Genomic DNA, 24,126 nt, shown 5'->3' on the forward strand with positions numbered 1-24,126 from the left:
ACATCCGGCAGCAATTGACGGGGTAAGTACGCGTTTTACTGATGCAAAAAAAGCGGGAAAAGGCCTTGTTAAAGGGAAAATAATCCTTGCATAACGGCCGGATTTGTAGTAAACTAATCAAGTACGCAACAGTGGGATAGGTGCGCCTGTCTGCCTGTTCGTATGACAACTATGATATAGGATGTTGCCTGCATGGCAGGGAAACTTCTATGGAGCAGTCTATTCAGTGAAATAGACGTTAGGAGGAATTGAGTAATGGCAAAACAGGAAAGAATCAGAATTCGCCTCAAAGCGTATGATCACAAGACCTTGGATCAGAGCGCGGCGAAAATCGTCGATACGGCGAAACGGACAGGTGCAATGGTATCCGGTCCGATTCCTTTACCGACGGAAAAAAACATTTTCACGATTCTGCGTTCACCACATGTAAACAAGGATTCTCGTGAACAGTTTGAATTGCGCACGCATAAGCGTTTGATCGACATTTTGGAGGCTTCCAATAAGACGGTCGATGCGCTGATGCGGCTGGATCTTCCGGCAGGCGTGGACATTGAAATCAAATTATAGGAGGAGGTGCGATTATGTCTAAAGCTATTTTGGGTAAGAAATTGGGGATGACACAGGTTTTCACAGAAGAAGGCGCTGTCGTTCCCGTAACAGTTGTTGAAGCTTCCCCGAATGTAGTTGTACGCGTTAAGACAGTTGATACAGACGGCTACAATTCCATTCAGCTCGGTTATGGCGAAATAAAAGAAAAACATTTGACCAAACCGGTAAAAGGACAGTTCGACAAAGCAGGTGTAAATCCTGTTAAGTATCTGCGCGAATTCCGTTTGACAGATACGCCGGAATATACGGTAGGCCAAACTCTGGCAGCTGATATTTTCGCAAACGGCGATCTCGTCGACGTAATTGGCACCAGTAAAGGAAAGGGTTTTGCTGGTACGATCAAACGTCACGGTTTTCACCGTGGGCCAATGGGTCACGGCTCCAAGTCTCATCGTGAACCCGGTTCTCTCGGACCTATGACCAGTGGTGGCGGCGGTAAAGTCATCAAAGGTAAGAAACTTCCTGGACAATTGGGCGGTAATCAGGCAACGATTCTTCATCTGTCTGTCGTCAAAGTTGACATGGACAAAAACCTGATTTTGGTCAAAGGCGGCATTCCGGGCCCGAAAGGCAGCCTGGTAATGATTCGTGAAACCGTAAAACCCCAATAGTATTGTCAAACAGGAAGGAGGATATCAATAATGCCAAAAGTAAATACGTATGATATTACCGGCGCACAGACCGGTGAAATGGAATTAAATGAAAGCGTATTTGGCGTTGCAGTCAATGAAGCCGTCATGAGACAGGCCGTACTGCGTCAACTTGCCAATGAACGCTTGGGCACACATGCAACTAAAACCAGAGGCTTAGTTCGCGGCGGCGGCAGAAAGCCTTGGAAACAAAAAGGAACCGGCCGGGCCCGTGTAGGCAGCAGCCGCAGTCCTTTGTGGGTTGGCGGCGGTACCGTTTTCGGTCCTCATCCCCGTTCTTACGAACAGAAAATGCCGCGGAAGGCAAGACGTCTTGCCGTTAAGTCCGCTTTGAGCGACAAAGTGAATACGAATGAATTGTTTATCCTTGATGAAATCAATTTAGCTGCTGCAAAAACCAAAGAAGTTGTAGCCATCGTCAATAACTTTAAGTTTTCCGGAGAAAAAGTTCTCTTTATTACGGACGGCGATGAAGTAATGACGCGTTGTGCGCGCAATGTACAGGGGGTTAAAGCGATTTCTGCGGAAGGTATGAACATCTTCGACTTGCTCCACTATACGAAATTATTCGTCACGAAGAGCGCTGTCGCCAAGATTGAGGAGGTGCTCGCATAATGGATATGCATGATCTCTTGTTAAAACCGGTTATTACCGAAAAATCGACAATGATGATGTCAGACGGTAAATATACCTTTAGAGTGCCGCTCCATGCTAACAAGATCGAGATTCGCAAGGCCGTTGAGAAGATTTTTGACGTAAAAGTTAAAAGTGTAACGACGCTTCGTATAATGGGAAAATACAAACGCATGGGTAAATTCGTAGGTAAACGCCCGGATTACAAAAAAGCTATTGTTACCCTCAAAGACGGCGAAACAATCGAATTCTTTGAAGGCTAAGCATAACGGATAAAAAGGAGGAGGCACTATAATGGCCATAAAATCATTTAAACCGTATTCTGCCGGCCGTCGTTTCATGACTGTTTCGACATTTGATGAAATCACGACGTCCAAGCCGGAAAAATCCTTGCTTTCAAAAGTTACCAGCAAGGGCGGCCGTAACAACAGCGGCAGAATGACGGTTCGTCATCAGGGCGGCGGTCATAAACGCCGTTACCGGTTAATTGATTTCAAACGCACGAAGGATAATATTCCGGCAAAAGTAGCTACTATCGAATATGATCCGAATCGTTCCGCCAATATTGCATTGCTTTTCTATGCAGATGGCGAAAAGAGATATATTATTGCTCCGAACGGGTTGAAGGTTGGCGATACTGTTGTCAGCGGTCCCGAATCGGATATTAAGATCGGCAATGCGTTGCCTTTGGGGAATATTCCTCTCGGTACGCAGGTCCACAATATTGAACTGAAAATCGGCAAAGGTGCACAGCTCGTTCGCTCCGCCGGTTCTTCCGCACAGCTTGTGGCTAAAGAAGGAAATTACGCGCTGCTCCGTCTTCCTTCCGGCGAATTACGTCAGATTCATGTAAACTGCCGTGCTACCATCGGCATTGTCAGCAATACGGATTATGAAAATCTGACAATCGGTAAAGCCGGTCGCTCCCGTTGGCTCGGCATCCGTCCCGGCAACCGCGGCGTTGTTATGAATCCCTGTGATCATCCTCATGGCGGTGGTGAAGGCAAGTCCCCTGTCGGTCGTAAACGTCCGGTTACACCTTGGGGCAAGCCTGCATACGGCGTGAAGACGCGCGATGCTAAAAAAGCTTCCAGCAAGTTTATTGTGAAGAGACGTAAATAAGTTCGGAGAAAGGAGATAGTTAAGTGTCTAGATCCGTTAAAAAGGGCCCATTCGTGGCAGCGCATTTGTTAAAGAAAATCGATGCGATGAATGAAGCAAATGAAAAGAAAGTTGTTAAAACTTGGTCTCGGTCTTCGATGATACTGCCGAGTTTTGTAGGCCATACCATTGCCGTTCATGACGGACGCAAGCATGTGCCTGTATATATTACGGAAGATATGGTAGGCCATAAGCTTGGTGAATTCGCACCGACGCGTACCTTTAAAGGCCACGCCAAAGCCGAAAAAGTAACAGGATAAGGGAGGTAAATATTGATGGAAACAAGAGCTATTACTAAGCATATCCGCATAGCCCCCCGTAAAATCCGAATCGTTGCTAATTTAATTCGGGGTAAAAAAGTCGGCGAAGCCTTTGCTATTTTAAAATTTACGCCGAAAGTGGGATCGCGAGTCGTTGCCAAAACCCTTCGTTCGGCAGTAGCCAATGCGGAACATAATTTTGATATGAACGTTGACAGCTTGTACATCTCGGAAATCTTTGTCGATCAGGATTCGACGATGAAACGTATTCATCCGCGCAGCCGCGGACAGGCTTTCAAAATTTTGAAAAAATCCAGTCATGTGACTGTCGTAGTAAAAGAAAGAGCATAAGGAGGGAAACGTAGTGGGTCAAAAAGTTAATGCCCATGGATTCCGAGTTGGCGTTGTCAAACCTTGGGATGCTAAATGGTATGCTGAAAAAGATTATGCAGCACTCTTGAATGAAGACGTACGGATCCGTGAATTCTTGAAGAAACAGTTGTTCATTGCAGGCGTTTCTCGTATCGAAATCGAACGTTCTGCGAAACGCATCAAATTAGTTATTCATACGGCCAAGCCGGGCATGGTTATCGGTCGCGGCGGCGCCGGCATCGAAGATATCAAAAAAGCCCTTAAAGCGTTTACGGATAAAAATGTTGATGTAAATATCGCTGAAATCAAGCAGGCTGAATTGGATGCCACCTTGGTGGCTGAAAACATTGCCGGACAGCTCGAACGCCGTATCGGCTTCCGCCGTGCCATGAAACAGAGTATCGGTCGCACGATGCGCATGGGCGCCAAGGGCGTTAAAATCATGTGCTCCGGTCGTCTGGGCGGCGCCGAAATCGCTCGTTCCGAAAGCGTTCGCGACGGTTCCATTCCTTTGCATACGATTCGTGCCGATATTGATTACGGTGTGGCGACAGCGCATACGACTTATGGCTGCATCGGCATTAAATGTTGGGTTTACAAAGGGGAAATCTTGCCGGAAGCTAAAAAAGCTCCGCAGAATAAACGCGAAGGGAGTGATCGCTGATGTTAATTCCAAAACGAGTAAAGCATCGTAAACAGTTCCGCGGCCGCATGAAGGGTAAAGCGCAGCGCGGCAATAAAGTTGCTCACGGCGAGTATGGTTTGGTTGCTTTGGAACCGGCTTGGATTACCAATCGGCAGATCGAAGCATCCCGTATTGCCATGACGCGTTATATCAAACGTGGCGGTAAAGTTTGGATTAAAATTTTCCCGGATAAGCCGATTACGGCAAAACCGGCGGAAACTCGTATGGGTTCCGGTAAGGGCTCTCCCGAATACTGGGTAGCCGTTGTCAAACCGGGCCGTATACTTTTTGAAATGGGCGGCGTCAGTCCGGAAATCGCGCGCGAAGCTATGCGTCTTGCCGGTCATAAGCTGCCGATCAAAACGAAGTTTGTCATAAAAGGTCAGGAATTAGGTGGTGAACAAAATGAAGGTTAAAGAAATCCGCGCCCTCAGTGCTGCCGAAATGGATGAAAAGGTAGTCAGCCTTAAAGAAGAATTGTTTAACCTCCGTTTTCAGCATGCAACCGGCCAATTGGAAAATCCGAAGCGCATTGGCGAAGTCAAAAAGACCATTGCCCGCATCAAGACGGTGCAGCGTGAAGCAGAACTGAAAGCGCAAGCGTAAGCGTAAGTATATAATTGGGAATCTGAAAAGGAGGTTGTACGCACAGATGGAAAGAAATGAACGGAAAATTCGTTTAGGTAAAGTTGTCAGCGATAAAATGGACAAGACCGTTGTTGTTGCTGTCGAATATAAAGAGCAGCATGATCTGTACAAGAAGCCGATGATCACAACTGTCAAATTCAAAGCGCATGATGAAAACAACGAATGCCATGTCGGCGATATCGTACGTATTGAAGAAACGCGTCCCTTATCCAGACAGAAACACTGGAGAGTCGTAACAGTCGTAGAAAAAGCTCAGTAAGCTTATATTTTAGGAGGTTAAACCATGATTCAGCAAGAAACTATGTTGAATGTTGCCGATAACACCGGTGCCAAAAAGATTTTGTGCATCCAGGTCATGGGTGGCTCATATCGTAAATATGGCAATATTGGCGATATCATCACTGCGTCTGTTAAAGATGCAACACCCGGCGGCGTTGTCAAGAAGGGCGACGTCATCAAGGCCGTTATCGTTCGTTCTAAAAAAGGATTACGCCGTCCTGATGGTTCTTACATTCGTTTTGACGAAAATGCAGCCGTCGTAATCAATGCAGATAAGAGTCCTAAGGGCACTCGTATTTTTGGGCCCGTTGCCAGAGAACTGCGTGAAAAAGATTTCATGAAGATCATCTCCTTGGCTCCGGAAGTATTATAAGCAGGGGAGGTGTTCTATAATGGATAAAATGCATGTTAAAACAGGCGATACGGTTATGATCATCGCCGGTAAAGATAAGGGCAAGAAAGGTAAGATCATTGCGGCATATCCGAAGAAAGACCGTGTAGTCGTAGAAGGTCTCAACCAGGTCAAACGCCATACAAAACCGACACAGAACAATCCTCAAGGCGGCATCATTACGAAGGAAGCGCCTATTCATGTTTCCAATGTAATGCTCGTCGATCCCGAAAGCGGCAAACCGACCCGTGTGAAAATGGTTCAGCAAGCCGACGGGACAAAAGTCCGCACTGCCGTAAAGAGCGGCAAAGCTATCTGATAAGAAGGGAGGGCCTTGAGAGTGTCCAGATTAAAAGACAAATACCTTTCCGAAGTAGTGAAAGGATTACAGGAAAAATACAATTATAAAAACGTCATGCAGATTCCGAAAGTCACGAAAGTCGTCATCAATATGGCTGTCGGCGAAGCCGTTACGAATGCCAAGGCTTTGGATGCTGCTGTCAATGACATGACCATCATTTCCGGTCAGAAACCGATCATTACGAAAGCCAAGAAGTCCATTGCCGCATTTAAGATTCGTGAAGGCATGAATCTCGGCTGCAAAGTTACGCTTCGCGGTGAACGCATGTATGAATTTCTCGATAAGCTGATGAACCTGGCATTGCCTCGCGTGCGTGACTTCCACGGCATCAGCGCTACCGGTTTTGACGGCCGCGGCAACTATACGCTCGGTTTGAAGGAACAGCTGATTTTCCCGGAAATCGAATATGATAAAGTTGATAAAGCGCGCGGCATGGATATTACCATTGTTACGACTGCTGTCAGCGACGAAGAAGGCCGCGACATGCTGACCATGATGGGCATGCCTTTCGAAAAGCAATAAGGAGGAAATACATAGATGGCAAAGAAGTCAATGCTTGAACGTGAAAAGAAACGTGAAAAAATGGTTGCCAAATACGCTGCACTCCGGGCTGAATTAAAGGCGAAGGGTGACTATGAAGCTCTTTCCCAGTTACCTGCCAATGCTTCACCGGTGCGTCTGCATAACCGCTGCAAAGTAACGGGCCGTCCGCACGGGTATATGCGGAAATTCGGTATCAGCCGTATTACGTTCCGTGATTTGGCCTACAAGGGGCAGATTCCCGGCGTTCGCAAAGCTAGTTGGTAACTCATTAACGAAGGGAGGTTTTAAATTATGTCAATGTCCGATCCGATTGCGGATATGCTTACCCGCATCCGTAACGCCAATTCGGCATATCACGAAAAAGTGGAAATGCCTGCTTCGACGATGAAAGCCGCTGTGCTGAACATCTTGAAAGAAGAAGGGTTTGTTAAAAATTACGAAGCCGTAAACGAAGGAAAAACGTTGAAGGTCACGTTAAAATATGGTTCTAACAAAGAAAAAGTCATTACCGGCATTAAAAGAATATCGAAACCGGGGCTGCGTGTGTACGCTAAAACGGAAGAGCTTCCCCGCGTTCTCGGCGGCTTAGGTATTGCCGTTATCTCTACATCCCAAGGTGTTATGACAGATAAACGTGCTCGTAAATTAGGTCTGGGCGGAGAAGTTATCGCTTACGTCTGGTAATTATTTGGAGGTGTCAATATGTCTCGTATAGGTAGAATGCCTATTGATATCCCGGCAGGCGTAAACGTAAACCTCGACGGCACAACGATTACCGTCAAAGGTCCCAAGGGTGAACTTACCCGTACGCTCCACCAGGATATGAAGGTTACAATTCAGGACAACGTCATTACGATCGAACGTCCGTCCGAAGATAAAGAACATCGTGCATTGCATGGCTTGACCCGCGCGCTTGTTGCCAACATGGTTACCGGTGTTACGGAAGGTTTCAAAAAGGAATTGGAAATTGTCGGTGTCGGGTACAGAGCGCAGATGAAAGGAAAGAAACTCGCGTTGACGCTCGGTTTCTCCCATCCTTTGGAACTTGACGCTCCCGAAGGTATTTCCGTAGAATGCCCCAGTGCTACGCAGATCATAGTATCTGGCGCCAATAAAGAACATGTCGGCGAATTTGCCGCTAAAATCCGCGGCTATCGCCTCCCTGAACCGTATAAAGGAAAAGGGATTCGCTATGCAGGTGAACATGTACGTCGTAAGGCCGGCAAGGCTGGCACGAAGAAATAATCCCATTTAATCCACGAAAGGAGTGAATTCCTTGAAATCCAGTAAAAATGCGATTCGCGTTAAACGCCATTGGCGTATACGCAAACATATAACAGGGACTGCCGAACGTCCGCGTTTGAATGTATTCCGCAGCCTTTCCAATATGTACGCTCAGGTCATTGATGATGTAAATGGCGTTACGTTAGTATCAGCCAGCACGCTTGACAAAGAAATTAAAGGGCAGACTGACGTCCGCGGCAATGCGGATGCGGCCAAATTGGTCGGTACGCTGGTTGCCAAACGCGCTATGGAAAAAGGCATTACCACCGTTGTCTTTGACCGCGGCGGTTACGTATATCACGGCCGTGTTGCTGCACTCGCCGAAGCTGCTCGTGAAGCAGGCTTACAATTCTAATCAAGGAGGAAATAACACATGGCAAAAGTTGACCATGCAGGTCTCGAATTACAAGAAAATGTCGTATTTATTAACCGTGTTGCTAAGGTAGTTAAAGGCGGCCGCCGTTTTTCCTTCAGTGCATTGGTTGTTGTCGGTGATGGCAACGGCAGAGTGGGAGCCGGTTTGGGCAAAGCCGGGGAAGTTCCCGAAGCTATTCGCAAAGGCGTTGAAGATGCCAAGAAAAACATGGTAACCGTTTCTTTGAAAAACGGTACAATTCCTTATCAAATCACCGGCGTTTTCGGTGCCGGCAAGGTTCTCTTGAAACCGGCTGCCGAAGGTACCGGCGTTATTGCCGGCGGTCCGGTCCGTTCCGTCCTGGAATTGGTCGGCGTTCGTAACATTCTCACTAAATCCCTCGGCTCTTCCAATCCGAACAATATGGTTCAGGCAACCATTTCCGGCTTGCGTCAATTGAAAGACGTTCGTACAGTTGCCGAACTCCGCGGGAAGACTGTAGAAGAAATTTACGGTTAATAAGGAGGATATACGACATGTCGCAAGTAAAAGTTACACTCGTAAGAAGCTTGGCCGGTCGACCCGCTGATCAGCGTGCGACGGTTGTGGCTCTCGGTCTGCATAAGACCAATTCTCAAGTCGTTAAAGAAGCGACGCCGCAGATCAAAGGCATGCTTCACAAGATAGAGCACTTGATCAAAGTAGAAGAAATCTAATAAAAGGAGGTGCAATGAATTGAAACTTCATGAAATGAGCGTAGTTCCAGGTTCCAAGAAAACTCGCACCCGTGTTGGCCGCGGTATCGGCTCGGGAAACGGTAAGACTGCCGGTAAAGGCATGAAAGGTCAAAATTCCCGCAGTGGCGGCGGTACACGTCCCGGTTTTGAAGGGGGACAGATGCCGTTATACCGCTTGCTTCCCAAGCGCGGTTTTAAAAATGTCTGGGCTAAAGAATATGCAGAAGTCAATGTTTCTACACTGAATCGTTTTGAAGATGGTGCAACTGTCGATCCGGTAGCGTTAGTAGAAGCGGGTATTTTAAAGAATGTCCGTGACGGCGTTCGCATTTTGGGCAACGGCGATCTTGAAAAGAAACTGACTGTCCAGGCTCAGGGCTTTACCAAAACGGCCCAGGAAAAAATTGAAGCAGCCGGTGGTAAAGTTGAGGTGATCTAAGGTGTTAGAAGGCATCCAGAATGTTCTGAACGTTACGGAATTCCGGAAACGCGCAGTATTCACCTTGATCATGTTTGTCATTTTTCGGCTCGGCGTTCATATCCCGGTGCCGGGCGTAGATTCCACCGTTATTGAAAACTTGTTCAGCAGCGGCAACTTATTCGGCTTGTTGGATCTGTTTTCCGGCGGCGCATTAAGTAAGTTTTCCGTGCTGGCCATGAGTATTACACCGTATATCAATGCGTCTATCATCATGCAGCTCTTGACCTCCGTTGTGCCGAAGTTTGAACAATGGGCTAAAGATAACCAGGACGGGCGCGAAAAGATACAGAAAGTCACGCGCTACGGCACGGTTCTCTTAGGTCTCATCCAAGCGTTTGCCATGAGCTATGCGCTGAAAGTGAACAATGCCTTGGTCAGTAATAGCTGGACGATGGTGATCATGGTAGCGTTGATTCTTACGGCAGGAACCTGTTTCCTGATGTGGCTCGGAGATCAGATTACAGCCGGCGGCATCGGTAACGGCATATCGCTGATCATTTTTGCCGGGATCGTGGCCCGTTTCCCTAATGGCGTGCAGACGATGTATCAATACGTTCAGGCCGGTACCGTCAATGTCTTTCAGGCCTTGTTGTTTGCGCTGATCGCATTGCTGATGATCGTCGTTGTCATTGAAGTTACGCAAGGGCAACGGCGTGTATCCGTACAGTATGCCAAGCGTGTAGTCGGCCGGAAGATGTATGGCGGACATACGACGCACATCCCTTTAAAGGTTAATCAGGCCGGCGTTATTCCCATCATCTTCGCCTCGTCCGTATTGATGTTCCCGATCACGGTGGCACAATTCGTCCAAAACGAAACGATTCGGGCTGTTGCGGCGTTTTTCGCTTGGGGAACGATGGCAAACACTATCTGTTATGCTTTCTTGATCATTTTCTTCACGTATTTCTACACGGCGATTTCGCTGAATATTCCGCAGTTGACGGAAAATATGCAGAAGTACGGCGGGTTTATTCCCGGTATTCGTCCGGGGCAGCCGACGGCGAAACATATTGACAGAATTATGACGAGAATTACATTAGCAGGTGCTTTCTTCCTTGCTTTTGTCGCCATTCTGCCGAATTTTATCGGCTGGATAACCGGTATTCAAGGTGTCTACTTCGGCGGTACAGCCGTACTGATTGTTGTCGGTGTGGCCATCGATACGATGAAGCAGGCGGAGTCATTGGTGCTTAATAAACAGTATCAAGGCTTTATGAAATAAAGGAGGTAGCTGGATGTACATTCTTTTAATGGGGCCTCCCGGTGCCGGTAAAGGCACACAGGCCGAACGATTAATCGAGAAGTATGGGATTCCGCAGATTTCCACCGGCGATATGTTCCGGGCGGCAGTGAAAGAGCAGACGCCTCTCGGCTTGGAAGCCAAAAAATATATGGACAACGGTCAGCTGGTTCCCGATGCCGTTACCGTCGGAATCGTTAAGGAGCGGCTGGCTAAGGATGATTGTAAGAAAGGGTTTATCCTTGACGGATTTCCTCGTACGACGTCACAGGCGGTTTCTCTCGATGCCATTCTTCGTGATCTGGGCATCAAACTTGACGGCGTTATCAATATCGCCGTTCCCGATGAAGAATTGATCAGACGGACGACGGGGCGACAGATTTGTCGTTCCTGCGGCGCTACGTATCATTTGACATTTAAGCCTGCCAAGAAGGAAAATGTTTGCGATAAATGCGGCGGTCCTTTATACCAGCGTGACGATGACAAGATGGAAACCGTAAAAAAACGTCTCAGCGTGTATGCCGCACAGACGAAACCGCTCATTGACTACTACAAAAGCTCGAATCTCTACTTGGAAGTCGATGGACAGCAAGGTATGGAGGCTGTGTTTGACGCGATCGTGGCCAGTCTCGAAAAGAGCAAATAAAATGATCATACTGAAATCGAAACGGGAAATCGAATACATCAGGGAAGCCGGACGGATTACGGCGGACGCGCTGGTCTTAATGAGACAGCTCGCCAAGCCGGGCGTCACGACGGCGGAACTTGATCTGCGCTGTGAAGAATATATTCGCAGCCGCGGTGCTTTTCCGAGTTGCAAGGGCTACTACGGGTACCCGGCAACGATTTGTGCCAGTGTAAACGAAGAAGTCGTACACGGCATTCCCGGTCGGCGCAAGTTGAGAGATGGCGACATCATCAGCGTTGACTTGGTAGTAAATAAAGACGGCTATCACGGTGATTCGACGGTAACGATTCCTGTCGGCCGTGTCAAACCTGCCGTCCTGCAGTTGCTGAAGGTGACGGAAGAATGCCTCTATAAGGGCATTCAGCAGGCTGTTGCCGGTAATCATATTGGAGATATCGGTCATGCCGTGCAGTCCTATGCCGAATCCTTCGGATATGGAGTCGTTCGTGACTATGTCGGGCACGGTATCGGAACGGACATGCACGAAGAACCGGAGGTGCCGAATTACGGAACTGCAGATCACGGCGAATTATTGGAAAACGGCATGGTCCTGGCAATTGAACCGATGATTAATATGGGCACGGAAAAAGTTCGTCAGCTGAAAAACGGGTGGACCGTCGTTACGCAGGACAAGCAGTGGGCCGCTCATTTTGAGCACACCATTGCGATTACGGAAAACGGTCCGGAAATCCTGACATTACCGTCGTAATGGAACGGGATCAGATACGGGCAGGTACTGTCGTACAGAGCCTGGCCGGAAAAGATAAAGGTGTCCTGTATGTTGTTGTCGACAGACTGACTTATCCGTATGTGCAAATTGCTGACGGTCGAAAGTACAAATTGGATAGGCCGAAAAAAAGAACTGCCGGCATCTGAGGATTTTGGGAGCTGTTGAAACAGTTCCTGCCAATTACAACGACGAATGGATACGGGCCGCTGTCAAGCGGGCTGCTGTGGAATTGACCAGGGAGGTATTACATGTCTAAAGAAGATGTCATTGAAGTTGAAGGCATCGTCGTTGAAGCCTTACCGAACGCCATGTTCAAAGTTAAGTTGGAAAACGACCATATTATTTTGGCACACGTTTCCGGAAAAATGCGGATGAACTTTATTCGTATCCTGCCGGGCGATCGCGTCACTATGGAACTGACGCCGTATGATCTGAGCCGTGGCCGTATTACATACCGCTTCAAGTAAGAATTACGCAGGAGGTTAACTATGAAGGTAAAACCGTCAGTAAAGAAAATTTGCGAAAAATGCAAGATTATTAAACGCAAAGGCCGTGTAATGGTTATTTGCGAAAATCCGAAACATAAACAGAAACAAGGTTAATAAACAAGGAGGTGGATGAATAGATGGCACGTATAGCCGGTGTGGATTTACCACGTGATAAACGAGTTGAAGTGGGTTTAACGTATATCTTCGGGATCGGTCTTTCTTCTTCCCAGGAGATTCTTAAGAAAACAGGGATCAGCCCTGATACCCGCGTTCGTGATTTAACGGAAGAGGAAGTACAGAAGATTCGCGAAACGATCGGATCTGACTATAAAGTAGAAGGCGATCTCCGACGTGAAGGCGCTCTTAATATCAAACGCCTGATCGAAGTTAATTCGTATCGCGGCAAGCGGCATCGTTCCGGTCTTCCTGTTCGCGGCCAGCGCACAAAGACCAACGCTCGTACCCGCAAGGGTCCGAGAAAAGCAATTGCCGGTCATAAGAAATAATACTTTTTGAGTAAGGAGGGAAACGATTTTGGCTAAAACTAATGTAAGAAGCAACAAAAGAAAAGAAAAGAAACATGTAGAATCGGGCTCAGCTCATATTCGTTCTACTTTCAATAACACGATCGTTACGATCAGTGATACTCGCGGCAATACACTGTCCTGGGCCAGCGCCGGTGAAATGGGCTTCCGCGGTTCCCGCAAGAGCACTCCTTTTGCAGCACAGATGGCTGCTGAAACGGCTGCCAAGGCTGCGATGGAATATGGGCTGCGTCAAGTGGAAGTATTTGTTAAAGGCCCTGGATCCGGACGTGAAGCGGCGATTCGTGCACTGCAGGCTGCAGGTCTTGAAGTAAATGCAATCAAAGATGTTACTCCTATTCCGCATAATGGTTGCCGTCCGCCCAAGCGCAGACGCGTCTGATCTTGAGGACTTACCAACTTGGTTTTGATTCTGGAATGGGAGGATTTTCCAAATGAGTAACGATAACAATTTTAAAGTCAAATCCGTTGAAATTAAAGATGACGGCTGCTATGGAAAATTCGTATGCGAACCTCTCGACAGAGGTTACGGAATCACTTTGGGGAATAGCTTGCGGCGTGTACTTTTATCGTCACTGGAAGGTGTAGCCATTACGTCGATCAAGATCGATGGTGTCCTTCATGAGTTTTCGACGATAACCGGCGTACGTGAAGACGTTTCGGAAATAATTCTGAATCTAAAACAAGTCCGGATGAGATTTACGCGTGACGACATTCAGGAAGCGGATATCACCGTTGATATTTCAGGTGAATCCGAATTTACGGCCGCTTGCCTCAACGTTAACTCAGACATAGAAATTTTAAACCCCGATCTTCATATTGCGACGCTGGATGCGGACGCGCATATTCATATGCAGTGCCACATTGAAAGCGGCAAAGGGTATGTTCCTTCAACAAAGAACAAGAAGGATACCGATTCCATCGGTGTTATTCCTATTGACTCGATTTTCTCTCCGATTTTGCGGGCCAATTATGAAGTAAACGATGTTCGGGTAGGCAACGAAATGGATTATGATTCGTTGGTTTTGGAACTGCAGACCGACGGAAGTATTAAAGCGCATGATGCCGTTGCTTCCGCTGCCGTGCTGATGATGCAGTATCTCGATTGTTTCAAAGGTATTGCAACGGATAGCCGTGTCGATGCTATCAATCAGAAATTTGTCAATCCTGACGGGGAAGAGCCGGAAGAAACGGACGGCCCTGATATTATTGAAGAAAAAATCGACATTTTGCAACTTTCCGTTCGCGCGTCCAATTGCCTGAAACGTGCCAATATTTACACGATCGGCAACTTGATCGGCCACACGGAAGGGGATCTTGCCAAGATTCGCAATCTCGGCAAAAAATCGGTAGATGAGATTATTGAAAAGTTGAAAGACTATGAATTGGATTTGCGGTCCGGTGACGAATAGATCGAGGAGGATGAACGATGGCTTATAGAAAGTTAGGACGTGACAGCTCTGCACGTAGAGCATTACTGCGCAGCATTGTTACCTCTTTATTCCAGCATGAACGTATTGAGACGACGGAAGCCAAAGCGAAAGAACTGCGCAAAATCGCCGATAAAATGCTTACTCTTGCGAAACGCGGTGATTTGCATGCTCGTCGTCAAGTTATGGCGTACATGATGAATGAAGATGTAGTAAAAAAATTATTTGATGAAGTTGCACCGAAATATCAAGATCGCCAAGGCGGCTATACACGCATCATTAAGACCGGCGTGCGTCAAGGTGATGCAGCTCCCATGGTTATTATCGAATTGGTTTGACGCATTGATTCAGTCGGCTTCAAGGTCGCGGCTGAATGGGCCGAAGGCACTGCAGCGTAACTGTTGCAGTGCCTTTTGCATATGTGAGGAGGCGTAGAGAAATGGGTAAAAAAACGGTACTGGCAATTAACTTTTCCGATCAGCGGTATAGTTTGCTTAGCAGTGTTTGCCTTCTGCATCGGGCGGCGCTCAAGCGCGTTCATGAAGAAGATAAGGAAAAACGAGTCGGCGATATTCTGGGCTTATCTGAAGAAGAGATTCAAGCCATTGCGGCGCTGGGACAGGAAACGGACGAAGGCGAAGACGCTGCTATTGATGAAGGAGGCAATCTGCGAGAACCTGTCAAAGAAGAAGCGATTATCCTTTGTCACTTCGAAAACAGTGAAGCAAGGGACTTTCTGGATGCCATTAAAACGAGTCCGATAAAGTATATTCCGTTGAAAGCCATGTTGACGCCAAACAATATCATTTGGCCTATCCGCATCGTATTACATGAATTGTATGGCGAATATGAATACTTCAGAAATTTCCGAAACAGCCGAAAGAAATAACAGGAGAAACATGCATGAGACCTACGACGCTGTGTTTTCCCATCGACAGCAGCAACCACATCCTTTTAGGACGAAAGAAACGCGGCTTCGGCGCCGGTAAATGGAACGGCTTTGGCGGCAAGCTGGAACGTGGCGAGACTTTTCGGGCCTGTGCTGTTCGTGAATGCAAAGAAGAAGCTGGACTTCTGATCAAAGAAACGGAGCTGCAGCCTGTGGCTTTCTTGGATTTTCGCTTCAGCGCCGAACCGAGTTTGGATCATATCGGATATGTCTATTTTGCTTCCCTTTATACGGGAACGCCGCGCGCGTCAGAGGAAATGGAGCCGCAGTGGTTCAGCTATGACCGGATCCCTTTCGAGTCTATGTGGGCTGGAGACCGGATATGGCTGCCGCGGCTTTTACAGGGAGAAAAACTGTCAGGATCCATACTGTTTGACCGGGATAATGAACATGTTGCTGAAATGAAATTGAAGACCGTTGAGACTGTCATTGAAATATAGAAAAAACAGCCGAAAGGCAACCTGCGGGAGGACAGGCTGCCTTTCGGCTGTTTTGTTTTTATCAGATTAGCTGTGAGCATTTTGTGCTGACAGCTAAAGCGGATTTGCGTGATAACGCTCAACTTTCATAGAGACCGGTAGGGTTTTCTGAAAGATTGATGTAAATATTTTTTGCTTGCGTATAATGCTGCAAGATCAGCTTGTCCGTTTCACGGCCGATCCCGGATTGCTTGTAACCGCCGAACGGAGCGCCTGCAGGAATGGCATTATACGTGTTAATCCACATGCGACCGGTTTCAATAGCACGGGCTACGCGGATAGCGCGGTTGATGTCGCGCGTCCACACGGCGCCGCCTAAGCCGTATTCGCTGTCATTTGCCATAGCGATAACGTCGTCTTCCGTCTTGAACTTGAGAATGCAGACGACAGGCCCGAATATTTCTTCACGGGCAATGCGCATATCATTCGTTACGTCGGCGAAAATCGTAGGACGAACGAAATTGCCTTTGTCGAGGCCGTTTTCCATGATCTTTTCACCGCCGCAGACGAGGCGGGCGCCTTCTTTTTTGCCGATTTCAACGTATTCCAGAATCTTATCGACTTGCTGTTTGTAAATTTGAGAACCCATTTGTACGCCCGGTTCCCAAGGCAAGCCGACTTTGACACGATTGAAACGTGCTGCCAATTCGTCAACGAAGCGATCATAAATATCTTCCTGAACGAAGATTCGAGAGCCGGCGCAGCAGACCTGCCCCTGGTTGAAGAGAATACCGAGTTGAGCGCCGTCCATCGCCATATCCCATTTGCAATCATTGAAGAAGATATTGGCCGACTTGCCGCCCAGTTCCAAGGTAGCAGGGATCAGTTTTTCCATGGCCGCTTTATAGACTCCGCGGCCGACTTCCGTCGAGCCGGTAAAGGCCAGCTTCTGTAAGCCCGGATGGTCGAGAAGATATTGACCGGATCCGGACCCGCTGCCGGTAATCACATTAATGACGCCAGGAGGCAGAATGCCTTCAATCAGGCGGATTAATTCAAGAACGCTGAGGGACGTATGACTTGAAGGCTTCAACACCGTCGTACAACCTGAAGCCAAAACAGGCGCCAATTTCCAGGCGGCCATGAGGAAAGGGAAGTTCCAGGGAACGACCTGGCCGACAACGCCGATCGGCTCGCGGAGAACAATGGTCATGGTGTTTTCATTGAGCATCATGGCCCGTCCTTCTTCCGTCCGTAAAGCGCCGGCAAAATAACGGAAATGATCGGCACTTAACGGAATATCGGCATTTTGCGTTTCGCGGAGCGGTTTGCCGTTGTCCAAGGTTTCGACCATTGCCAAATGTTCGGCATTGGCATCAATGATATCGGCGATCTTGAGCAGATAATTCTGCCGTTCAATGGTCGACGTCTTGCGCCAGGTTTTCAATGCTTCGTGCGCAGCCTTAACCGCTTTATCAACATCTTCTTTGGTCGCTTCGGCACAGGTCGCCAGCACTTCACCGTTAGACGGATTATATGCCGTAAAGGTTTTGCCGCTGCTGGACGGCACCCACTTGCCGTCGATATAGAGATTATATACATCATTTACATACTGCTTCACAGAGATCACCTTCCTTTTTACATGAAATGCGTAAAATCAAAGCGCTGCCTTAATATCGTTTTCCAACTCTTCCGGCGTCACGCTTGATTCAAATCGTGTAACGACGGTACCGTCACGGCTGACGAGGAATTTCGTGAAGTTCCATTTAACGCCGTTGCCTTCCAGATTTTCCGGATAATGTTCAGCGACGACAGATTTGATCAACTGACCGGATTCCTTTTGAAGTTCATATCCCTTGAAGGGGGCGGCATCGCTCAAATATGTATAGAGCGGATCGGCGTTTTCACCGCGAACATCTATTTTTGCAAAGAGCGGGAACGTGACACCGAAGTTAACCTTGCAGAAGGATTGGATTTCATCGCCGCTGCCAGGTTCTTGAGCCAAGAACTGATTTGACGGGAAACCGAGGATAACGAAGCCCTGATCCTGATACTTTTTGTATAAAGCTTCCAGTCCTTCGTACTGCGGGGTAAAACCGCATTTGCTTGCGGTGTTGACGATTAAGACGACCTTACCCTTGTAATCGCTGAGTGAAACTTCCTGTCCTTGAATAGTTTTTACTTTGAAATCGTAAATCGTTGCCATTGGTATACCCTCCTGAATTTTACAAACTTATTTATCGAATACGAGAACTCGTTCATCGATCGGATCTTTGGCGATCGGATCGGGGACGGCTGTGGGGTTGCCGAAAGGCATCTGCGCGATTAATTGCCATTCGGCGGGAACCTGAAATTCGTTCTTAACGGCATCGTCAATCAGCGGATTATAATGCTGCATATTGACGCCTAATCCCAAGTCGGTGAGCGCCGACCAGACGCCGAACTGCATCATGCCGTTTGCCTGCTGAGCCCAGACGGGAAAATTGTCGGCGTAAAGGGGAAATTGTTCCTGCATCGATTTTACAACGGCAGTATTATCAAAATAAAGGATTGTACCGTAAGCGGCGGCGAAGGAATTGATTTTTACTTCTGTCGTGCCGAAATTTTCGGCCGGTACGATGGCCCGTAACGTATCCATGGCAATCTGCCAGATTTTGTCGTGCTTTTTGCCGAAAGCCACGATGACTTTACCGGACTGCATATTGAAGGCAGATGGAACTTCATGAATAACATCTTGAACTGTTTTTATAATTGCACTTTGGGCAATCGTCACATTTTTATCTAAAGCATAGTTTGTACGGCGTTTTGCAAACGCATCAATAAGAGTTGACATAGTACTCGCCTCCACAGGGAGAAAAAATTATTAATTAACTTTTGTTATTTGTTATTATAAAACATTATCATTAATAAATCAATACCTATTTACTCTTAATTAGCAATTAATTTACACGGCAAAGAAAAACTTACATATTAAAAAAAACGATTGGTTTCTTTTAAATTTATCAATAGCACTTTATTTATAACAGAAATAACGAAATAGACAGATAAGGTGGCGGAAAGCGGATGGAACGAAGCAGTTACGGTATAATAAGCGTTGCAACTCTTTCTATATGGAGATGACGTTGATATACAGGAATATAAATATTGACCCTTAAGTTATTTTATGATATATATTATTTATAAGCAAGGAGATAATTTGATAAATTAATAATTATTGAAATATAATAAAGGAGGTGAAAATGGATGGGAATATTAAGAAATCTTGCCAAATTATCCATACAAGTATGGCGCCGTATTGACGGTATTGCCTCTACGGAATATATTTGGCATATTTTTATGCGTACTTTTCTTCGGCATGTGCTGGTTTATTTTGACCAATTGGCAGAAAAGAAAATGGACGAATTAATGCGTATGGTCTGTTCAAGCTGATTGAAAGAGTTATGGAAGTGTTGCGCCCCATCAGTCGTTGATGATTCATCAAGGACTGATGGGGCGTTTCGTTAACATACGAATGTGACTGAAGAAAAATTGGCTATACTGACAGGTATTCCCAGGCATAAAGGATTGCCGTCAGGGGAAATCGTAAAAATGCTGCATGAAGCGGTGCGTTTAGTCATGAAGAAGGATATTGTCTGGGCGTATTCTGAATGGAACAGATGTATATTTTCCAGTTTGTATGATGACACATATAAAAAAGAAAACGGATGGGAATAGCCGTAAAGGGTTCATTATATGTAATAAAAATACAGGGACAAAAACTATCTGTTTTGTTGTATATGCAATATACTTTGGCAGACGCGTGTAGTATAGTATGCATAAAGAATCTTGATAGTATTACTTGTTGTTAGGGGGTAGTCGTATGGCAAAGAATGTTACAGAAAAAGTTACTTGGGTCGGAAAGATTGATTGGGAGCTTGCTCGGTTTCATGGGGATGAGTATTCGACGGATAAGGGCTCGTCATATAATTCATACCTGATTCGCGATCAGAAAACCGTTTTGATGGATACGGTTTGGAAACCGTTCGACAAAGAGTTTGTTGAAAATTTGAAAGCGGAAATAGACTTGAATGACATTGATTATATTGTCATGAACCACAGTGAAAGCGATCACAGCGGCGCCTTGCCGTTACTGATGAAAGAAATCCCCCATACGCCGATTTACTGCACGGCGAAGGGTGAAGCAATCATTCGCGGTCATTATCATCAGGATTGGAATTTTGTCAATGTCAAGACCGGCGATACGCTGGATCTCGGGGAAAGCCGCCTGGTTTTCATCGAAGCGACAATGCTCCATTGGCCTGATACGATGTTTACGTATATGACCGGTGAAAATATTCTTTTCAGTAATGACGGATTCGGGCAGCATTATGCCAGTGAGTTGTTGTTCAATGACAAGGTTGATCAGGCGGAATTGTACCGTGAGGCAATGAAGTATTATGCGAATATTTTGAACCTGTACAGTCCGATGGTAACGAAGAAGATCAAGGAAATTTTGGATATGAATGTGCCCGTGTCTATGATCTGTCCGAGCCACGGCGTCATTTGGCGGGATAATCCGCTGCAGATCGTTGAGGCGTATCAGCAGTGGGCGGCGGCGTACCAGGAAAATCAAGTCACGATCATTTACGATACGATGTGGAATTCAACGCGCCGCATGGCGGAATGTATTGGCGAAGGTATTCGTGAAATTGATCCGTCGATTACGGTTAAGTTGTTTAATTCGGCCAAAGAAGATAAAAACGATATTTGTACGGAAGTATTCAAATCGAAGGCCGTTCTTGTCGGTTCGCCGACGATCAATTACGGGTTCCTGTTTTCCATTGGCGGCATCATTGAAATGATGAAGGGCCTTAAATTCAAGAACAAGAAGGCGGCGGCTTTCGGCAGCTACGGTTGGAGCGGTGATGCGCCGAAGCAAATTACTGAGCTGTTGAAGGGCAGCGGTTTTGCCGTTGTGCAGGAACCGTTGCGGTGCATGTGGGTGCCTGATGATAAGGCGAAGGACTTGTGCCGGCAGTTTGGCAGGGATTTTGCCGCTTCTATATCGGATTGAATCATGGCGAAGGCGGGTTTCGGGCATGGAGCCCGCCTTGCGGCGATTAGCGGAAATGATTTAGCTTGTAATGAGACGTGTCGTCCAGGTCTCTAAAGGCGCAACAAAAAAAGATCTCAGATTTTCCTGAGATCTTTTTTTCGTTTGGCGGAGTGGGAGAGATTCGAACTCTCGCAAGCCTTACGACCCCTAACGATTTAGCAAACCGTCCTCTTCAGCCTCTTGAGTACCACTCCATATCGGTGCTGACTTTAATAGTTTACACTGGAATAGGAGGTGTTGTCAAGAGAGAAGGGCTTACTTTTCGTTGTCCAATATTTCGTTAATGACGGCTACCTTGCGCTCCATCATATTTGTGTAGCCGGGACGAATATCGGCTTTCAGCATGACTTCTGTCCGGATCCCCTGTTCGGCCAGGGAGAAGGTGGCTTTTTTGACGACGGCCATGACATCGTCCCATTCGCCTTCGATTTCGGTGAACATGGCATTGGTACGGTTCGGGAGTCCTGATTCGCGAATGATTTTTACGATCTGAGAAACGTAAGGCGCATATTCGTCGCCCGTACCGCAGGGTGCAATGCAAACAGCAATAAGTGTGTTCATAATCATACCTCCTCGGGTGTAAACTGCGTTAAACTGATATCTTTAGGCGATGCGTTGTATAAGGCATCGAGAAAAGCAAGTTGAAAAGATCCTGTTCCGGCGGCGTGCCGTTCCGCTTCTCTGCCGGCGAAATTATATGCGGCTGTGCCGCAAAGGGCGGCGATAAATGGTGAAGCGACGGCGCTGTAAACGGCTATGACGCCGCCGAGAGAGCAGCCGCAGCCGGTAATGGATTCCATGAGGGAGGAACCGCCGTAAGAGCAGACCGCTTGCCGGCCGTCCGTGATCAGATCGACAGTGCCGGAAACGGCGACGGCGCCGCCTGTAAAGCGGGCCAGTGAAATTGCTGCCAATCGGGCGGCCTGGACCGTATCCGTCGAGTCCACACCGTGTACGTTTGACGTTTCCGTGCCGCCCGAAAGATTCCATAGGCCTGCGAGGGCAATGATTTCGGAAGCGTTGCCGCGAATTACGGCTGGCGGATAGTTTTTCAACAGCGACAGAAGCTCCGTGCGCAACGAGCCGATGCCGATGGCAACGGGATCCAGGACCCACGGCTTGTGCAGTGCGTGCAGCTTTTGCGCCGCCAGCGGCACGGTTTCCCGGTAGATCGGCAGCAATGTACCGACGTTGATATAAAACGAGGATCCTGCCTCGGCCAGCGCCTCTGCTTCATCGGGCAGATAGATCATCGCCGCCGTACCGCCTGCGGCAAGTTGGGCATTGGCGACGAAGTTGACGGTTACCGTGTTGGTAATGGATGGCGCCAACGGCTTCAAGGCTCGGACTTTTTCGACGGCGGCGGCAATTTCCTGCCGCATAGTTTCCATTGTATACATATCGTTCATCTCCCTTGGAATGGATACTTTTATTATAATCACATCTGCAGCAGGGGGCAATGGAGATATGAAGATGATGGTTTCGGAAACCGCCCCTCAGATCGGCTATTGATTCATCTGTCATCGTATGAAATAATATATTATGTAATTATTAAAAAGTACAGATAGGGGAGAAGACGTGAAGAAACAGAAGAAAATCGCCGTCGTCAATGACGTGACGGGATTCGGCCGTTGTGCCGCCGCCGTCCAGCTTCCGTTGATTTCGGCAATGAAGGTGCAGGCCTGTATCTTTCCTACGGCAATCCTGTCGGTGCATACAGGGTTTCCTGCTTATTATATTGATGATTACGCAGAGCGGATGCCGCGGTATTTGGACAGCTGGCAGGAGAACGGACTTGTTTTCGACGGTATCCTGACCGGATTTTTGGGGTCAGTTGGTCAAGTGGATATTGTCAAAGAGTGTTTGCTTCGCGTTGGCAGAGAGGATAGCTGTATCGTTGTCGATCCGGTCATGGGCGATAACGGCAGCGTCTACGCTTCCTACACTGACGCCTTGTGTCGCGCCATGAAGTCGCTGCTGCCATATGCGACGATCGTTACACCGAATTTGACGGAAGCCTGCCGTTTGGCGGAGCGTCCATATGTTGATGAAGAGCGTATTTCCGACAAGGAATTGATCGAATTGGCGGAAACGTTGGCCGCGTCGGGGCCGTCGGGCGTCGCCATTACGGGGCTGCACAGAAAAAACTGCATGCGAACCTTGGTGTATGAACGGGAAAAAGGCGCCTCTTTTTTGGAAACGGAAAAGGTCGGCGGGGCGCATTCCGGAACGGGCGATGTCTTTTCCGCCATTGTCGCCGCCGGCGTTGTGCAGGGGATGCCGCTGGACGATGCCGTAATGAAGGCGATGTCGTTTATTTGCCGCGTATTGCGCCATACTTTGGACGTACAGGAACCGGAAATGTACGGGTTGGTCTTTGAAGAGTTTTTAACGGAGTTATGATGAGGAGGTATTTTTGATGATCATTTATATGGCCGAGCAGGGGCGCTATCTCAGTCCGGCGGAAAGTTTGCGACATGATGCGACGCGAATGCGCAGCTTATATGTTAACTTGACGAATCGGTGCCCTTGCAGCTGTACTTTTTGTCTGCGAACGATGAAAGACATGCGCGACGATATGACCTTGTGGCTCCAACAGGAGCCGTCGGTAGAAGAAGTGAAGGAGGCCTTGGACGGGGCGCCTTGGCCGGTTATTAACGAAGTCGTGTTTTGCGGTTTCGGAGAGCCGACGGAACGCTTGGAAACGGTCGTAATGCTCCTGCGCCATATCCGGGAAGCCTATCCTGCTGTCAAGACGAGGATCAATACGAACGGCTTATCCGATTTGCTTTACGGGCGCAATACGGCGAAGGATTTTGCCGGAGGTCTCCTTGATACGATTTCCATCAGCCTGAATGAATACAGTGCGGAACGATATCTGGCCGTGACCCGCAGCCGCTTCGGACTGGACTCTTATGACGCGATGTTGACGTTTGCCGAGCATTGCAAAGCCTATATTCCCCAGGTCGTCATGACCGTTGTCGATCAGGTGGAGTCGCCGGCAGCAATCGAGAAGTGTCGTCAAATTTGTTCTCAGCGAGGCTTGACGTTGCGCGTGCGGCGCTATGAGGGAAATTGACAGCTGACAGTACT

41 protein-coding genes and 1 tRNA gene are annotated in these 24,126 nt (G+C 47.7%); 36 read left to right on the plus strand and 6 right to left on the minus strand.

Going from position 1 to position 24,126, the window contains the following annotated elements:
- The first annotated feature begins 255 nt into the window (after window positions 1–255).
- From rpsJ to HMPREF1250_RS03980, 32 genes are all read left to right on the plus strand, one after another.
- Entirely contained in the window at window positions 256–567 is a 312-nt protein-coding gene (gene rpsJ / locus HMPREF1250_RS03820; RefSeq protein ID WP_006791160.1) for a 30S ribosomal protein S10, read from the plus strand.
- 14 nt (window positions 568–581) lie between these two features.
- Window positions 582–1,220, plus strand: coding sequence for a 50S ribosomal protein L3 (gene rplC / locus HMPREF1250_RS03825; RefSeq protein WP_023053320.1), 639 nt, complete (start codon window positions 582–584; stop codon window positions 1,218–1,220).
- Window positions 1,221–1,250: 30 nt separating this feature from the next.
- On the plus strand, window positions 1,251–1,874 hold the full coding sequence (gene rplD, locus HMPREF1250_RS03830) for a 50S ribosomal protein L4 (protein ID WP_023053342.1): 624 nt from the start codon (window positions 1,251–1,253) through the stop codon (window positions 1,872–1,874).
- Window positions 1,874–2,155 (plus strand): 50S ribosomal protein L23, encoded by a 282-nt coding sequence (gene rplW / locus HMPREF1250_RS03835; RefSeq protein WP_023053343.1) that lies wholly within the window; start codon window positions 1,874–1,876, stop codon window positions 2,153–2,155. The genes rplD and rplW overlap by 1 nt, the downstream gene beginning before the upstream one ends.
- 31 nt (window positions 2,156–2,186) lie before the next feature.
- The gene (gene rplB / locus HMPREF1250_RS03840) at window positions 2,187–3,014 is read left to right on the plus strand and encodes a 50S ribosomal protein L2 (protein WP_023053335.1); all 828 of its coding nucleotides are present in this window, start codon (window positions 2,187–2,189) and stop codon (window positions 3,012–3,014) included.
- 23 nt (window positions 3,015–3,037) lie between these two features.
- Window positions 3,038–3,313 carry a 30S ribosomal protein S19 gene (rpsS, locus tag HMPREF1250_RS03845; RefSeq protein WP_023053329.1) on the plus strand — a complete coding sequence of 92 codons (276 nt, stop codon included), beginning with the start codon at window positions 3,038–3,040 and terminating at the stop codon, window positions 3,311–3,313.
- Between the two features lie 15 nt (window positions 3,314–3,328).
- Complete coding sequence (gene rplV, locus HMPREF1250_RS03850) at window positions 3,329–3,664, plus strand: 50S ribosomal protein L22 (RefSeq protein WP_023053351.1); 336 nt, start codon at window positions 3,329–3,331, stop codon at window positions 3,662–3,664.
- 13 nt (window positions 3,665–3,677) lie between these two features.
- Window positions 3,678–4,349, plus strand: coding sequence for a 30S ribosomal protein S3 (gene rpsC, locus HMPREF1250_RS03855; protein WP_023053308.1), 672 nt, complete (start codon window positions 3,678–3,680; stop codon window positions 4,347–4,349).
- Window positions 4,349–4,786 (plus strand): 50S ribosomal protein L16, encoded by a 438-nt coding sequence (gene rplP, locus HMPREF1250_RS03860; RefSeq protein WP_023053318.1) that lies wholly within the window; start codon window positions 4,349–4,351, stop codon window positions 4,784–4,786. Before rpsC ends, rplP begins: the two co-directional genes overlap by 1 nt.
- The gene (rpmC, locus tag HMPREF1250_RS03865; protein WP_023053323.1) at window positions 4,776–4,976 is read left to right on the plus strand and encodes a 50S ribosomal protein L29; all 201 of its coding nucleotides are present in this window, start codon (window positions 4,776–4,778) and stop codon (window positions 4,974–4,976) included. The genes rplP and rpmC overlap by 11 nt, the downstream gene beginning before the upstream one ends.
- A 46-nt stretch (window positions 4,977–5,022) precedes the next feature.
- The gene (rpsQ, locus tag HMPREF1250_RS03870) at window positions 5,023–5,277 is read left to right on the plus strand and encodes a 30S ribosomal protein S17 (protein WP_023053316.1); all 255 of its coding nucleotides are present in this window, start codon (window positions 5,023–5,025) and stop codon (window positions 5,275–5,277) included.
- 24 nt (window positions 5,278–5,301) lie between these two features.
- Window positions 5,302–5,670, plus strand: a complete 369-nt coding sequence (gene rplN / locus HMPREF1250_RS03875; protein ID WP_023053325.1) for a 50S ribosomal protein L14 — start codon at window positions 5,302–5,304, stop codon at window positions 5,668–5,670.
- 28 nt (window positions 5,671–5,698) lie between these two features.
- Window positions 5,699–6,007 carry a 50S ribosomal protein L24 gene (gene rplX, locus HMPREF1250_RS03880; protein ID WP_196806846.1) on the plus strand — a complete coding sequence of 103 codons (309 nt, stop codon included), beginning with the start codon at window positions 5,699–5,701 and terminating at the stop codon, window positions 6,005–6,007.
- Window positions 6,008–6,028: 21 nt separating this feature from the next.
- Complete coding sequence (gene rplE, locus HMPREF1250_RS03885) at window positions 6,029–6,571, plus strand: 50S ribosomal protein L5 (RefSeq protein ID WP_023053348.1); 543 nt, start codon at window positions 6,029–6,031, stop codon at window positions 6,569–6,571.
- 15 nt (window positions 6,572–6,586) lie between these two features.
- Window positions 6,587–6,856 (plus strand): 30S ribosomal protein S14, encoded by a 270-nt coding sequence (gene rpsN, locus HMPREF1250_RS03890; protein ID WP_006943125.1) that lies wholly within the window; start codon window positions 6,587–6,589, stop codon window positions 6,854–6,856.
- Between the two features lie 27 nt (window positions 6,857–6,883).
- Window positions 6,884–7,276 (plus strand): 30S ribosomal protein S8, encoded by a 393-nt coding sequence (rpsH, locus tag HMPREF1250_RS03895; RefSeq protein ID WP_023053340.1) that lies wholly within the window; start codon window positions 6,884–6,886, stop codon window positions 7,274–7,276.
- An 18-nt stretch (window positions 7,277–7,294) separates the two neighbouring features.
- A complete protein-coding gene (gene rplF / locus HMPREF1250_RS03900) occupies window positions 7,295–7,837 on the plus strand; it encodes a 50S ribosomal protein L6 (RefSeq protein WP_023053321.1) in 543 nt (180 codons plus the stop codon).
- A 31-nt stretch (window positions 7,838–7,868) separates the two neighbouring features.
- Window positions 7,869–8,231 (plus strand): 50S ribosomal protein L18, encoded by a 363-nt coding sequence (gene rplR, locus HMPREF1250_RS03905; RefSeq protein WP_023053311.1) that lies wholly within the window; start codon window positions 7,869–7,871, stop codon window positions 8,229–8,231.
- Between the two features lie 18 nt (window positions 8,232–8,249).
- Window positions 8,250–8,750, plus strand: a complete 501-nt coding sequence (gene rpsE / locus HMPREF1250_RS03910) for a 30S ribosomal protein S5 (protein ID WP_023053345.1) — start codon at window positions 8,250–8,252, stop codon at window positions 8,748–8,750.
- Window positions 8,751–8,767: 17 nt separating this feature from the next.
- Window positions 8,768–8,947: a 50S ribosomal protein L30 gene (gene rpmD / locus HMPREF1250_RS03915; RefSeq protein WP_023053315.1), complete on the plus strand. Its 180-nt coding sequence runs from the start codon at window positions 8,768–8,770 to the stop codon at window positions 8,945–8,947.
- A 19-nt stretch (window positions 8,948–8,966) separates the two neighbouring features.
- Complete coding sequence (gene rplO / locus HMPREF1250_RS03920) at window positions 8,967–9,407, plus strand: 50S ribosomal protein L15 (RefSeq protein ID WP_023053314.1); 441 nt, start codon at window positions 8,967–8,969, stop codon at window positions 9,405–9,407.
- A 1-nt stretch (window position 9,408) separates the two neighbouring features.
- Entirely contained in the window at window positions 9,409–10,671 is a 1,263-nt protein-coding gene (gene secY, locus HMPREF1250_RS03925; protein WP_023053328.1) for a preprotein translocase subunit SecY, read from the plus strand.
- A 13-nt stretch (window positions 10,672–10,684) separates the two neighbouring features.
- Window positions 10,685–11,335 carry an adenylate kinase gene (locus tag HMPREF1250_RS03930; protein ID WP_023053306.1) on the plus strand — a complete coding sequence of 217 codons (651 nt, stop codon included), beginning with the start codon at window positions 10,685–10,687 and terminating at the stop codon, window positions 11,333–11,335.
- 1 nt (window position 11,336) lies between these two features.
- Window positions 11,337–12,086, plus strand: coding sequence for a type I methionyl aminopeptidase (gene map / locus HMPREF1250_RS03935; RefSeq protein WP_023053305.1), 750 nt, complete (start codon window positions 11,337–11,339; stop codon window positions 12,084–12,086).
- 269 nt (window positions 12,087–12,355) lie between these two features.
- A complete protein-coding gene (gene infA / locus HMPREF1250_RS03945; RefSeq protein ID WP_023053313.1) occupies window positions 12,356–12,574 on the plus strand; it encodes a translation initiation factor IF-1 in 219 nt (72 codons plus the stop codon).
- A 21-nt stretch (window positions 12,575–12,595) separates the two neighbouring features.
- Window positions 12,596–12,709: a 50S ribosomal protein L36 gene (gene rpmJ, locus HMPREF1250_RS03950; protein ID WP_007391661.1), complete on the plus strand. Its 114-nt coding sequence runs from the start codon at window positions 12,596–12,598 to the stop codon at window positions 12,707–12,709.
- A 23-nt stretch (window positions 12,710–12,732) separates the two neighbouring features.
- A complete protein-coding gene (gene rpsM, locus HMPREF1250_RS03955) occupies window positions 12,733–13,101 on the plus strand; it encodes a 30S ribosomal protein S13 (RefSeq protein WP_023053339.1) in 369 nt (122 codons plus the stop codon).
- Window positions 13,102–13,126: 25 nt separating this feature from the next.
- Window positions 13,127–13,522 carry a 30S ribosomal protein S11 gene (rpsK, locus tag HMPREF1250_RS03960; protein ID WP_196806847.1) on the plus strand — a complete coding sequence of 132 codons (396 nt, stop codon included), beginning with the start codon at window positions 13,127–13,129 and terminating at the stop codon, window positions 13,520–13,522.
- 52 nt (window positions 13,523–13,574) lie between these two features.
- The gene (locus HMPREF1250_RS03965; RefSeq protein WP_023053349.1) at window positions 13,575–14,552 is read left to right on the plus strand and encodes a DNA-directed RNA polymerase subunit alpha; all 978 of its coding nucleotides are present in this window, start codon (window positions 13,575–13,577) and stop codon (window positions 14,550–14,552) included.
- Window positions 14,553–14,569: 17 nt separating this feature from the next.
- The gene (gene rplQ, locus HMPREF1250_RS03970) at window positions 14,570–14,908 is read left to right on the plus strand and encodes a 50S ribosomal protein L17 (protein WP_023053331.1); all 339 of its coding nucleotides are present in this window, start codon (window positions 14,570–14,572) and stop codon (window positions 14,906–14,908) included.
- 101 nt (window positions 14,909–15,009) lie between these two features.
- Window positions 15,010–15,459, plus strand: coding sequence for a DUF3783 domain-containing protein (locus HMPREF1250_RS03975; protein WP_023053304.1), 450 nt, complete (start codon window positions 15,010–15,012; stop codon window positions 15,457–15,459).
- Between the two features lie 14 nt (window positions 15,460–15,473).
- The gene (locus HMPREF1250_RS03980; protein ID WP_023053352.1) at window positions 15,474–15,959 is read left to right on the plus strand and encodes an 8-oxo-dGTP diphosphatase; all 486 of its coding nucleotides are present in this window, start codon (window positions 15,474–15,476) and stop codon (window positions 15,957–15,959) included.
- Window positions 15,960–16,077: 118 nt separating this feature from the next.
- On the opposite strand, the gene HMPREF1250_RS03985 is transcribed toward HMPREF1250_RS03980, so the two are convergent.
- From HMPREF1250_RS03985 to HMPREF1250_RS03995, 3 genes are read right to left on the minus strand one after another with little or no spacing between them, the layout of a single operon-like run.
- A complete protein-coding gene (locus HMPREF1250_RS03985; protein ID WP_023053309.1) occupies window positions 16,078–17,559 on the minus strand; it encodes an aldehyde dehydrogenase family protein in 1,482 nt (493 codons plus the stop codon).
- Window positions 17,560–17,595: 36 nt separating this feature from the next.
- The gene (locus HMPREF1250_RS03990) at window positions 17,596–18,144 is read right to left on the minus strand and encodes a glutathione peroxidase (protein WP_023053319.1); all 549 of its coding nucleotides are present in this window, start codon (window positions 18,142–18,144) and stop codon (window positions 17,596–17,598) included.
- 27 nt (window positions 18,145–18,171) lie between these two features.
- Window positions 18,172–18,771 (minus strand): nitroreductase family protein, encoded by a 600-nt coding sequence (locus HMPREF1250_RS03995; protein WP_023053317.1) that lies wholly within the window; start codon window positions 18,769–18,771, stop codon window positions 18,172–18,174.
- Window positions 18,772–19,181: 410 nt separating this feature from the next.
- Between HMPREF1250_RS03995 and HMPREF1250_RS04000 the strand changes: the two genes are divergently transcribed.
- Together HMPREF1250_RS04000 and HMPREF1250_RS04005 are read left to right on the plus strand one after the other, a co-directional pair.
- Entirely contained in the window at window positions 19,182–19,367 is a 186-nt protein-coding gene (locus tag HMPREF1250_RS04000; RefSeq protein ID WP_023053324.1) for a hypothetical protein, read from the plus strand.
- Window positions 19,368–19,797: 430 nt separating this feature from the next.
- Entirely contained in the window at window positions 19,798–20,991 is a 1,194-nt protein-coding gene (locus HMPREF1250_RS04005) for an anaerobic nitric oxide reductase flavorubredoxin (RefSeq protein WP_023053344.1), read from the plus strand.
- Between the two features lie 145 nt (window positions 20,992–21,136).
- Here the strand turns inward: HMPREF1250_RS04005 and HMPREF1250_RS04010 are convergent.
- The 3 genes from HMPREF1250_RS04010 to thiM all read right to left on the minus strand — a co-directional run bounded on the left by HMPREF1250_RS04010 (window position 21,137) and on the right by thiM (window position 22,433).
- A tRNA-Ser gene (locus HMPREF1250_RS04010) sits at window positions 21,137–21,227 on the minus strand.
- Window positions 21,228–21,288: 61 nt separating this feature from the next.
- Window positions 21,289–21,594 (minus strand): MTH1187 family thiamine-binding protein, encoded by a 306-nt coding sequence (locus HMPREF1250_RS04015; RefSeq protein WP_023053312.1) that lies wholly within the window; start codon window positions 21,592–21,594, stop codon window positions 21,289–21,291.
- Between the two features lie 2 nt (window positions 21,595–21,596).
- Window positions 21,597–22,433 carry a hydroxyethylthiazole kinase gene (thiM, locus tag HMPREF1250_RS04020; RefSeq protein ID WP_023053303.1) on the minus strand — a complete coding sequence of 279 codons (837 nt, stop codon included), beginning with the start codon at window positions 22,431–22,433 and terminating at the stop codon, window positions 21,597–21,599.
- Window positions 22,434–22,611: 178 nt separating this feature from the next.
- Between thiM and HMPREF1250_RS04025 the strand changes: the two genes are divergently transcribed.
- Together HMPREF1250_RS04025 and HMPREF1250_RS04030 are read left to right on the plus strand one after the other, a co-directional pair.
- Window positions 22,612–23,436 carry a pyridoxamine kinase gene (locus tag HMPREF1250_RS04025; RefSeq protein ID WP_023053337.1) on the plus strand — a complete coding sequence of 275 codons (825 nt, stop codon included), beginning with the start codon at window positions 22,612–22,614 and terminating at the stop codon, window positions 23,434–23,436.
- 16 nt (window positions 23,437–23,452) lie between these two features.
- Window positions 23,453–24,112, plus strand: coding sequence for a TatD family nuclease-associated radical SAM protein (locus tag HMPREF1250_RS04030; protein WP_023053347.1), 660 nt, complete (start codon window positions 23,453–23,455; stop codon window positions 24,110–24,112).
- Window positions 24,113–24,126 lie beyond the last annotated feature (14 nt).

Source organism: Megasphaera vaginalis (ex Srinivasan et al. 2021) (assembly GCF_000478965.1).
GTDB classification, from domain to species: domain Bacteria; phylum Bacillota; class Negativicutes; order Veillonellales; family Megasphaeraceae; genus Megasphaera; species Megasphaera vaginalis.

Excerpts from the sequence above, each read along its gene's own strand:
- rpsH (WP_023053340.1), top strand. The coding sequence starts at position 6,884 with ATGTCAATGTCCGATCCGATTGCGGATATGCTTACCCGCATCCGTAAC.
- thiM (WP_023053303.1), bottom strand. The coding sequence starts at position 22,433 with ATGTATACAATGGAAACTATGCGGCAGGAAATTGCCGCCGCCGTCGAA.
- HMPREF1250_RS03990 (WP_023053319.1), bottom strand. The coding sequence starts at position 18,144 with ATGGCAACGATTTACGATTTCAAAGTAAAAACTATTCAAGGACAGGAA.
- rplX (WP_196806846.1), top strand. The coding sequence starts at position 5,699 with ATGCATGTTAAAACAGGCGATACGGTTATGATCATCGCCGGTAAAGAT.
- HMPREF1250_RS03980 (WP_023053352.1), top strand. The coding sequence starts at position 15,474 with ATGAGACCTACGACGCTGTGTTTTCCCATCGACAGCAGCAACCACATC.
- rplW (WP_023053343.1), top strand. The coding sequence starts at position 1,874 with ATGGATATGCATGATCTCTTGTTAAAACCGGTTATTACCGAAAAATCG.
- HMPREF1250_RS04005 (WP_023053344.1), top strand. The coding sequence starts at position 19,798 with ATGGCAAAGAATGTTACAGAAAAAGTTACTTGGGTCGGAAAGATTGAT.
- rplN (WP_023053325.1), top strand. The coding sequence starts at position 5,302 with ATGATTCAGCAAGAAACTATGTTGAATGTTGCCGATAACACCGGTGCC.
- rpsM (WP_023053339.1), top strand. The coding sequence starts at position 12,733 with ATGGCACGTATAGCCGGTGTGGATTTACCACGTGATAAACGAGTTGAA.
- HMPREF1250_RS03965 (WP_023053349.1), top strand. The coding sequence starts at position 13,575 with ATGAGTAACGATAACAATTTTAAAGTCAAATCCGTTGAAATTAAAGAT.
- map (WP_023053305.1), top strand. The coding sequence starts at position 11,337 with ATGATCATACTGAAATCGAAACGGGAAATCGAATACATCAGGGAAGCC.
- rpmD (WP_023053315.1), top strand. The coding sequence starts at position 8,768 with ATGTCGCAAGTAAAAGTTACACTCGTAAGAAGCTTGGCCGGTCGACCC.
- HMPREF1250_RS04000 (WP_023053324.1), top strand. The coding sequence starts at position 19,182 with ATGGGAATATTAAGAAATCTTGCCAAATTATCCATACAAGTATGGCGC.
- rpmJ (WP_007391661.1), top strand. The coding sequence starts at position 12,596 with ATGAAGGTAAAACCGTCAGTAAAGAAAATTTGCGAAAAATGCAAGATT.
- HMPREF1250_RS03995 (WP_023053317.1), bottom strand. The coding sequence starts at position 18,771 with ATGTCAACTCTTATTGATGCGTTTGCAAAACGCCGTACAAACTATGCT.
- rplC (WP_023053320.1), top strand. The coding sequence starts at position 582 with ATGTCTAAAGCTATTTTGGGTAAGAAATTGGGGATGACACAGGTTTTC.
- HMPREF1250_RS04030 (WP_023053347.1), top strand. The coding sequence starts at position 23,453 with ATGATCATTTATATGGCCGAGCAGGGGCGCTATCTCAGTCCGGCGGAA.
- rpmC (WP_023053323.1), top strand. The coding sequence starts at position 4,776 with ATGAAGGTTAAAGAAATCCGCGCCCTCAGTGCTGCCGAAATGGATGAA.
- rpsN (WP_006943125.1), top strand. The coding sequence starts at position 6,587 with ATGGCAAAGAAGTCAATGCTTGAACGTGAAAAGAAACGTGAAAAAATG.
- rplF (WP_023053321.1), top strand. The coding sequence starts at position 7,295 with ATGTCTCGTATAGGTAGAATGCCTATTGATATCCCGGCAGGCGTAAAC.
- rpsQ (WP_023053316.1), top strand. The coding sequence starts at position 5,023 with ATGGAAAGAAATGAACGGAAAATTCGTTTAGGTAAAGTTGTCAGCGAT.
- rplQ (WP_023053331.1), top strand. The coding sequence starts at position 14,570 with ATGGCTTATAGAAAGTTAGGACGTGACAGCTCTGCACGTAGAGCATTA.
- rpsJ (WP_006791160.1), top strand. The coding sequence starts at position 256 with ATGGCAAAACAGGAAAGAATCAGAATTCGCCTCAAAGCGTATGATCAC.
- infA (WP_023053313.1), top strand. The coding sequence starts at position 12,356 with ATGTCTAAAGAAGATGTCATTGAAGTTGAAGGCATCGTCGTTGAAGCC.
- HMPREF1250_RS04015 (WP_023053312.1), bottom strand. The coding sequence starts at position 21,594 with ATGAACACACTTATTGCTGTTTGCATTGCACCCTGCGGTACGGGCGAC.
- rpsE (WP_023053345.1), top strand. The coding sequence starts at position 8,250 with ATGGCAAAAGTTGACCATGCAGGTCTCGAATTACAAGAAAATGTCGTA.
- HMPREF1250_RS03975 (WP_023053304.1), top strand. The coding sequence starts at position 15,010 with ATGGGTAAAAAAACGGTACTGGCAATTAACTTTTCCGATCAGCGGTAT.
- rplV (WP_023053351.1), top strand. The coding sequence starts at position 3,329 with ATGGAAACAAGAGCTATTACTAAGCATATCCGCATAGCCCCCCGTAAA.
- rplB (WP_023053335.1), top strand. The coding sequence starts at position 2,187 with ATGGCCATAAAATCATTTAAACCGTATTCTGCCGGCCGTCGTTTCATG.
- HMPREF1250_RS03930 (WP_023053306.1), top strand. The coding sequence starts at position 10,685 with ATGTACATTCTTTTAATGGGGCCTCCCGGTGCCGGTAAAGGCACACAG.
- rplP (WP_023053318.1), top strand. The coding sequence starts at position 4,349 with ATGTTAATTCCAAAACGAGTAAAGCATCGTAAACAGTTCCGCGGCCGC.
- rplD (WP_023053342.1), top strand. The coding sequence starts at position 1,251 with ATGCCAAAAGTAAATACGTATGATATTACCGGCGCACAGACCGGTGAA.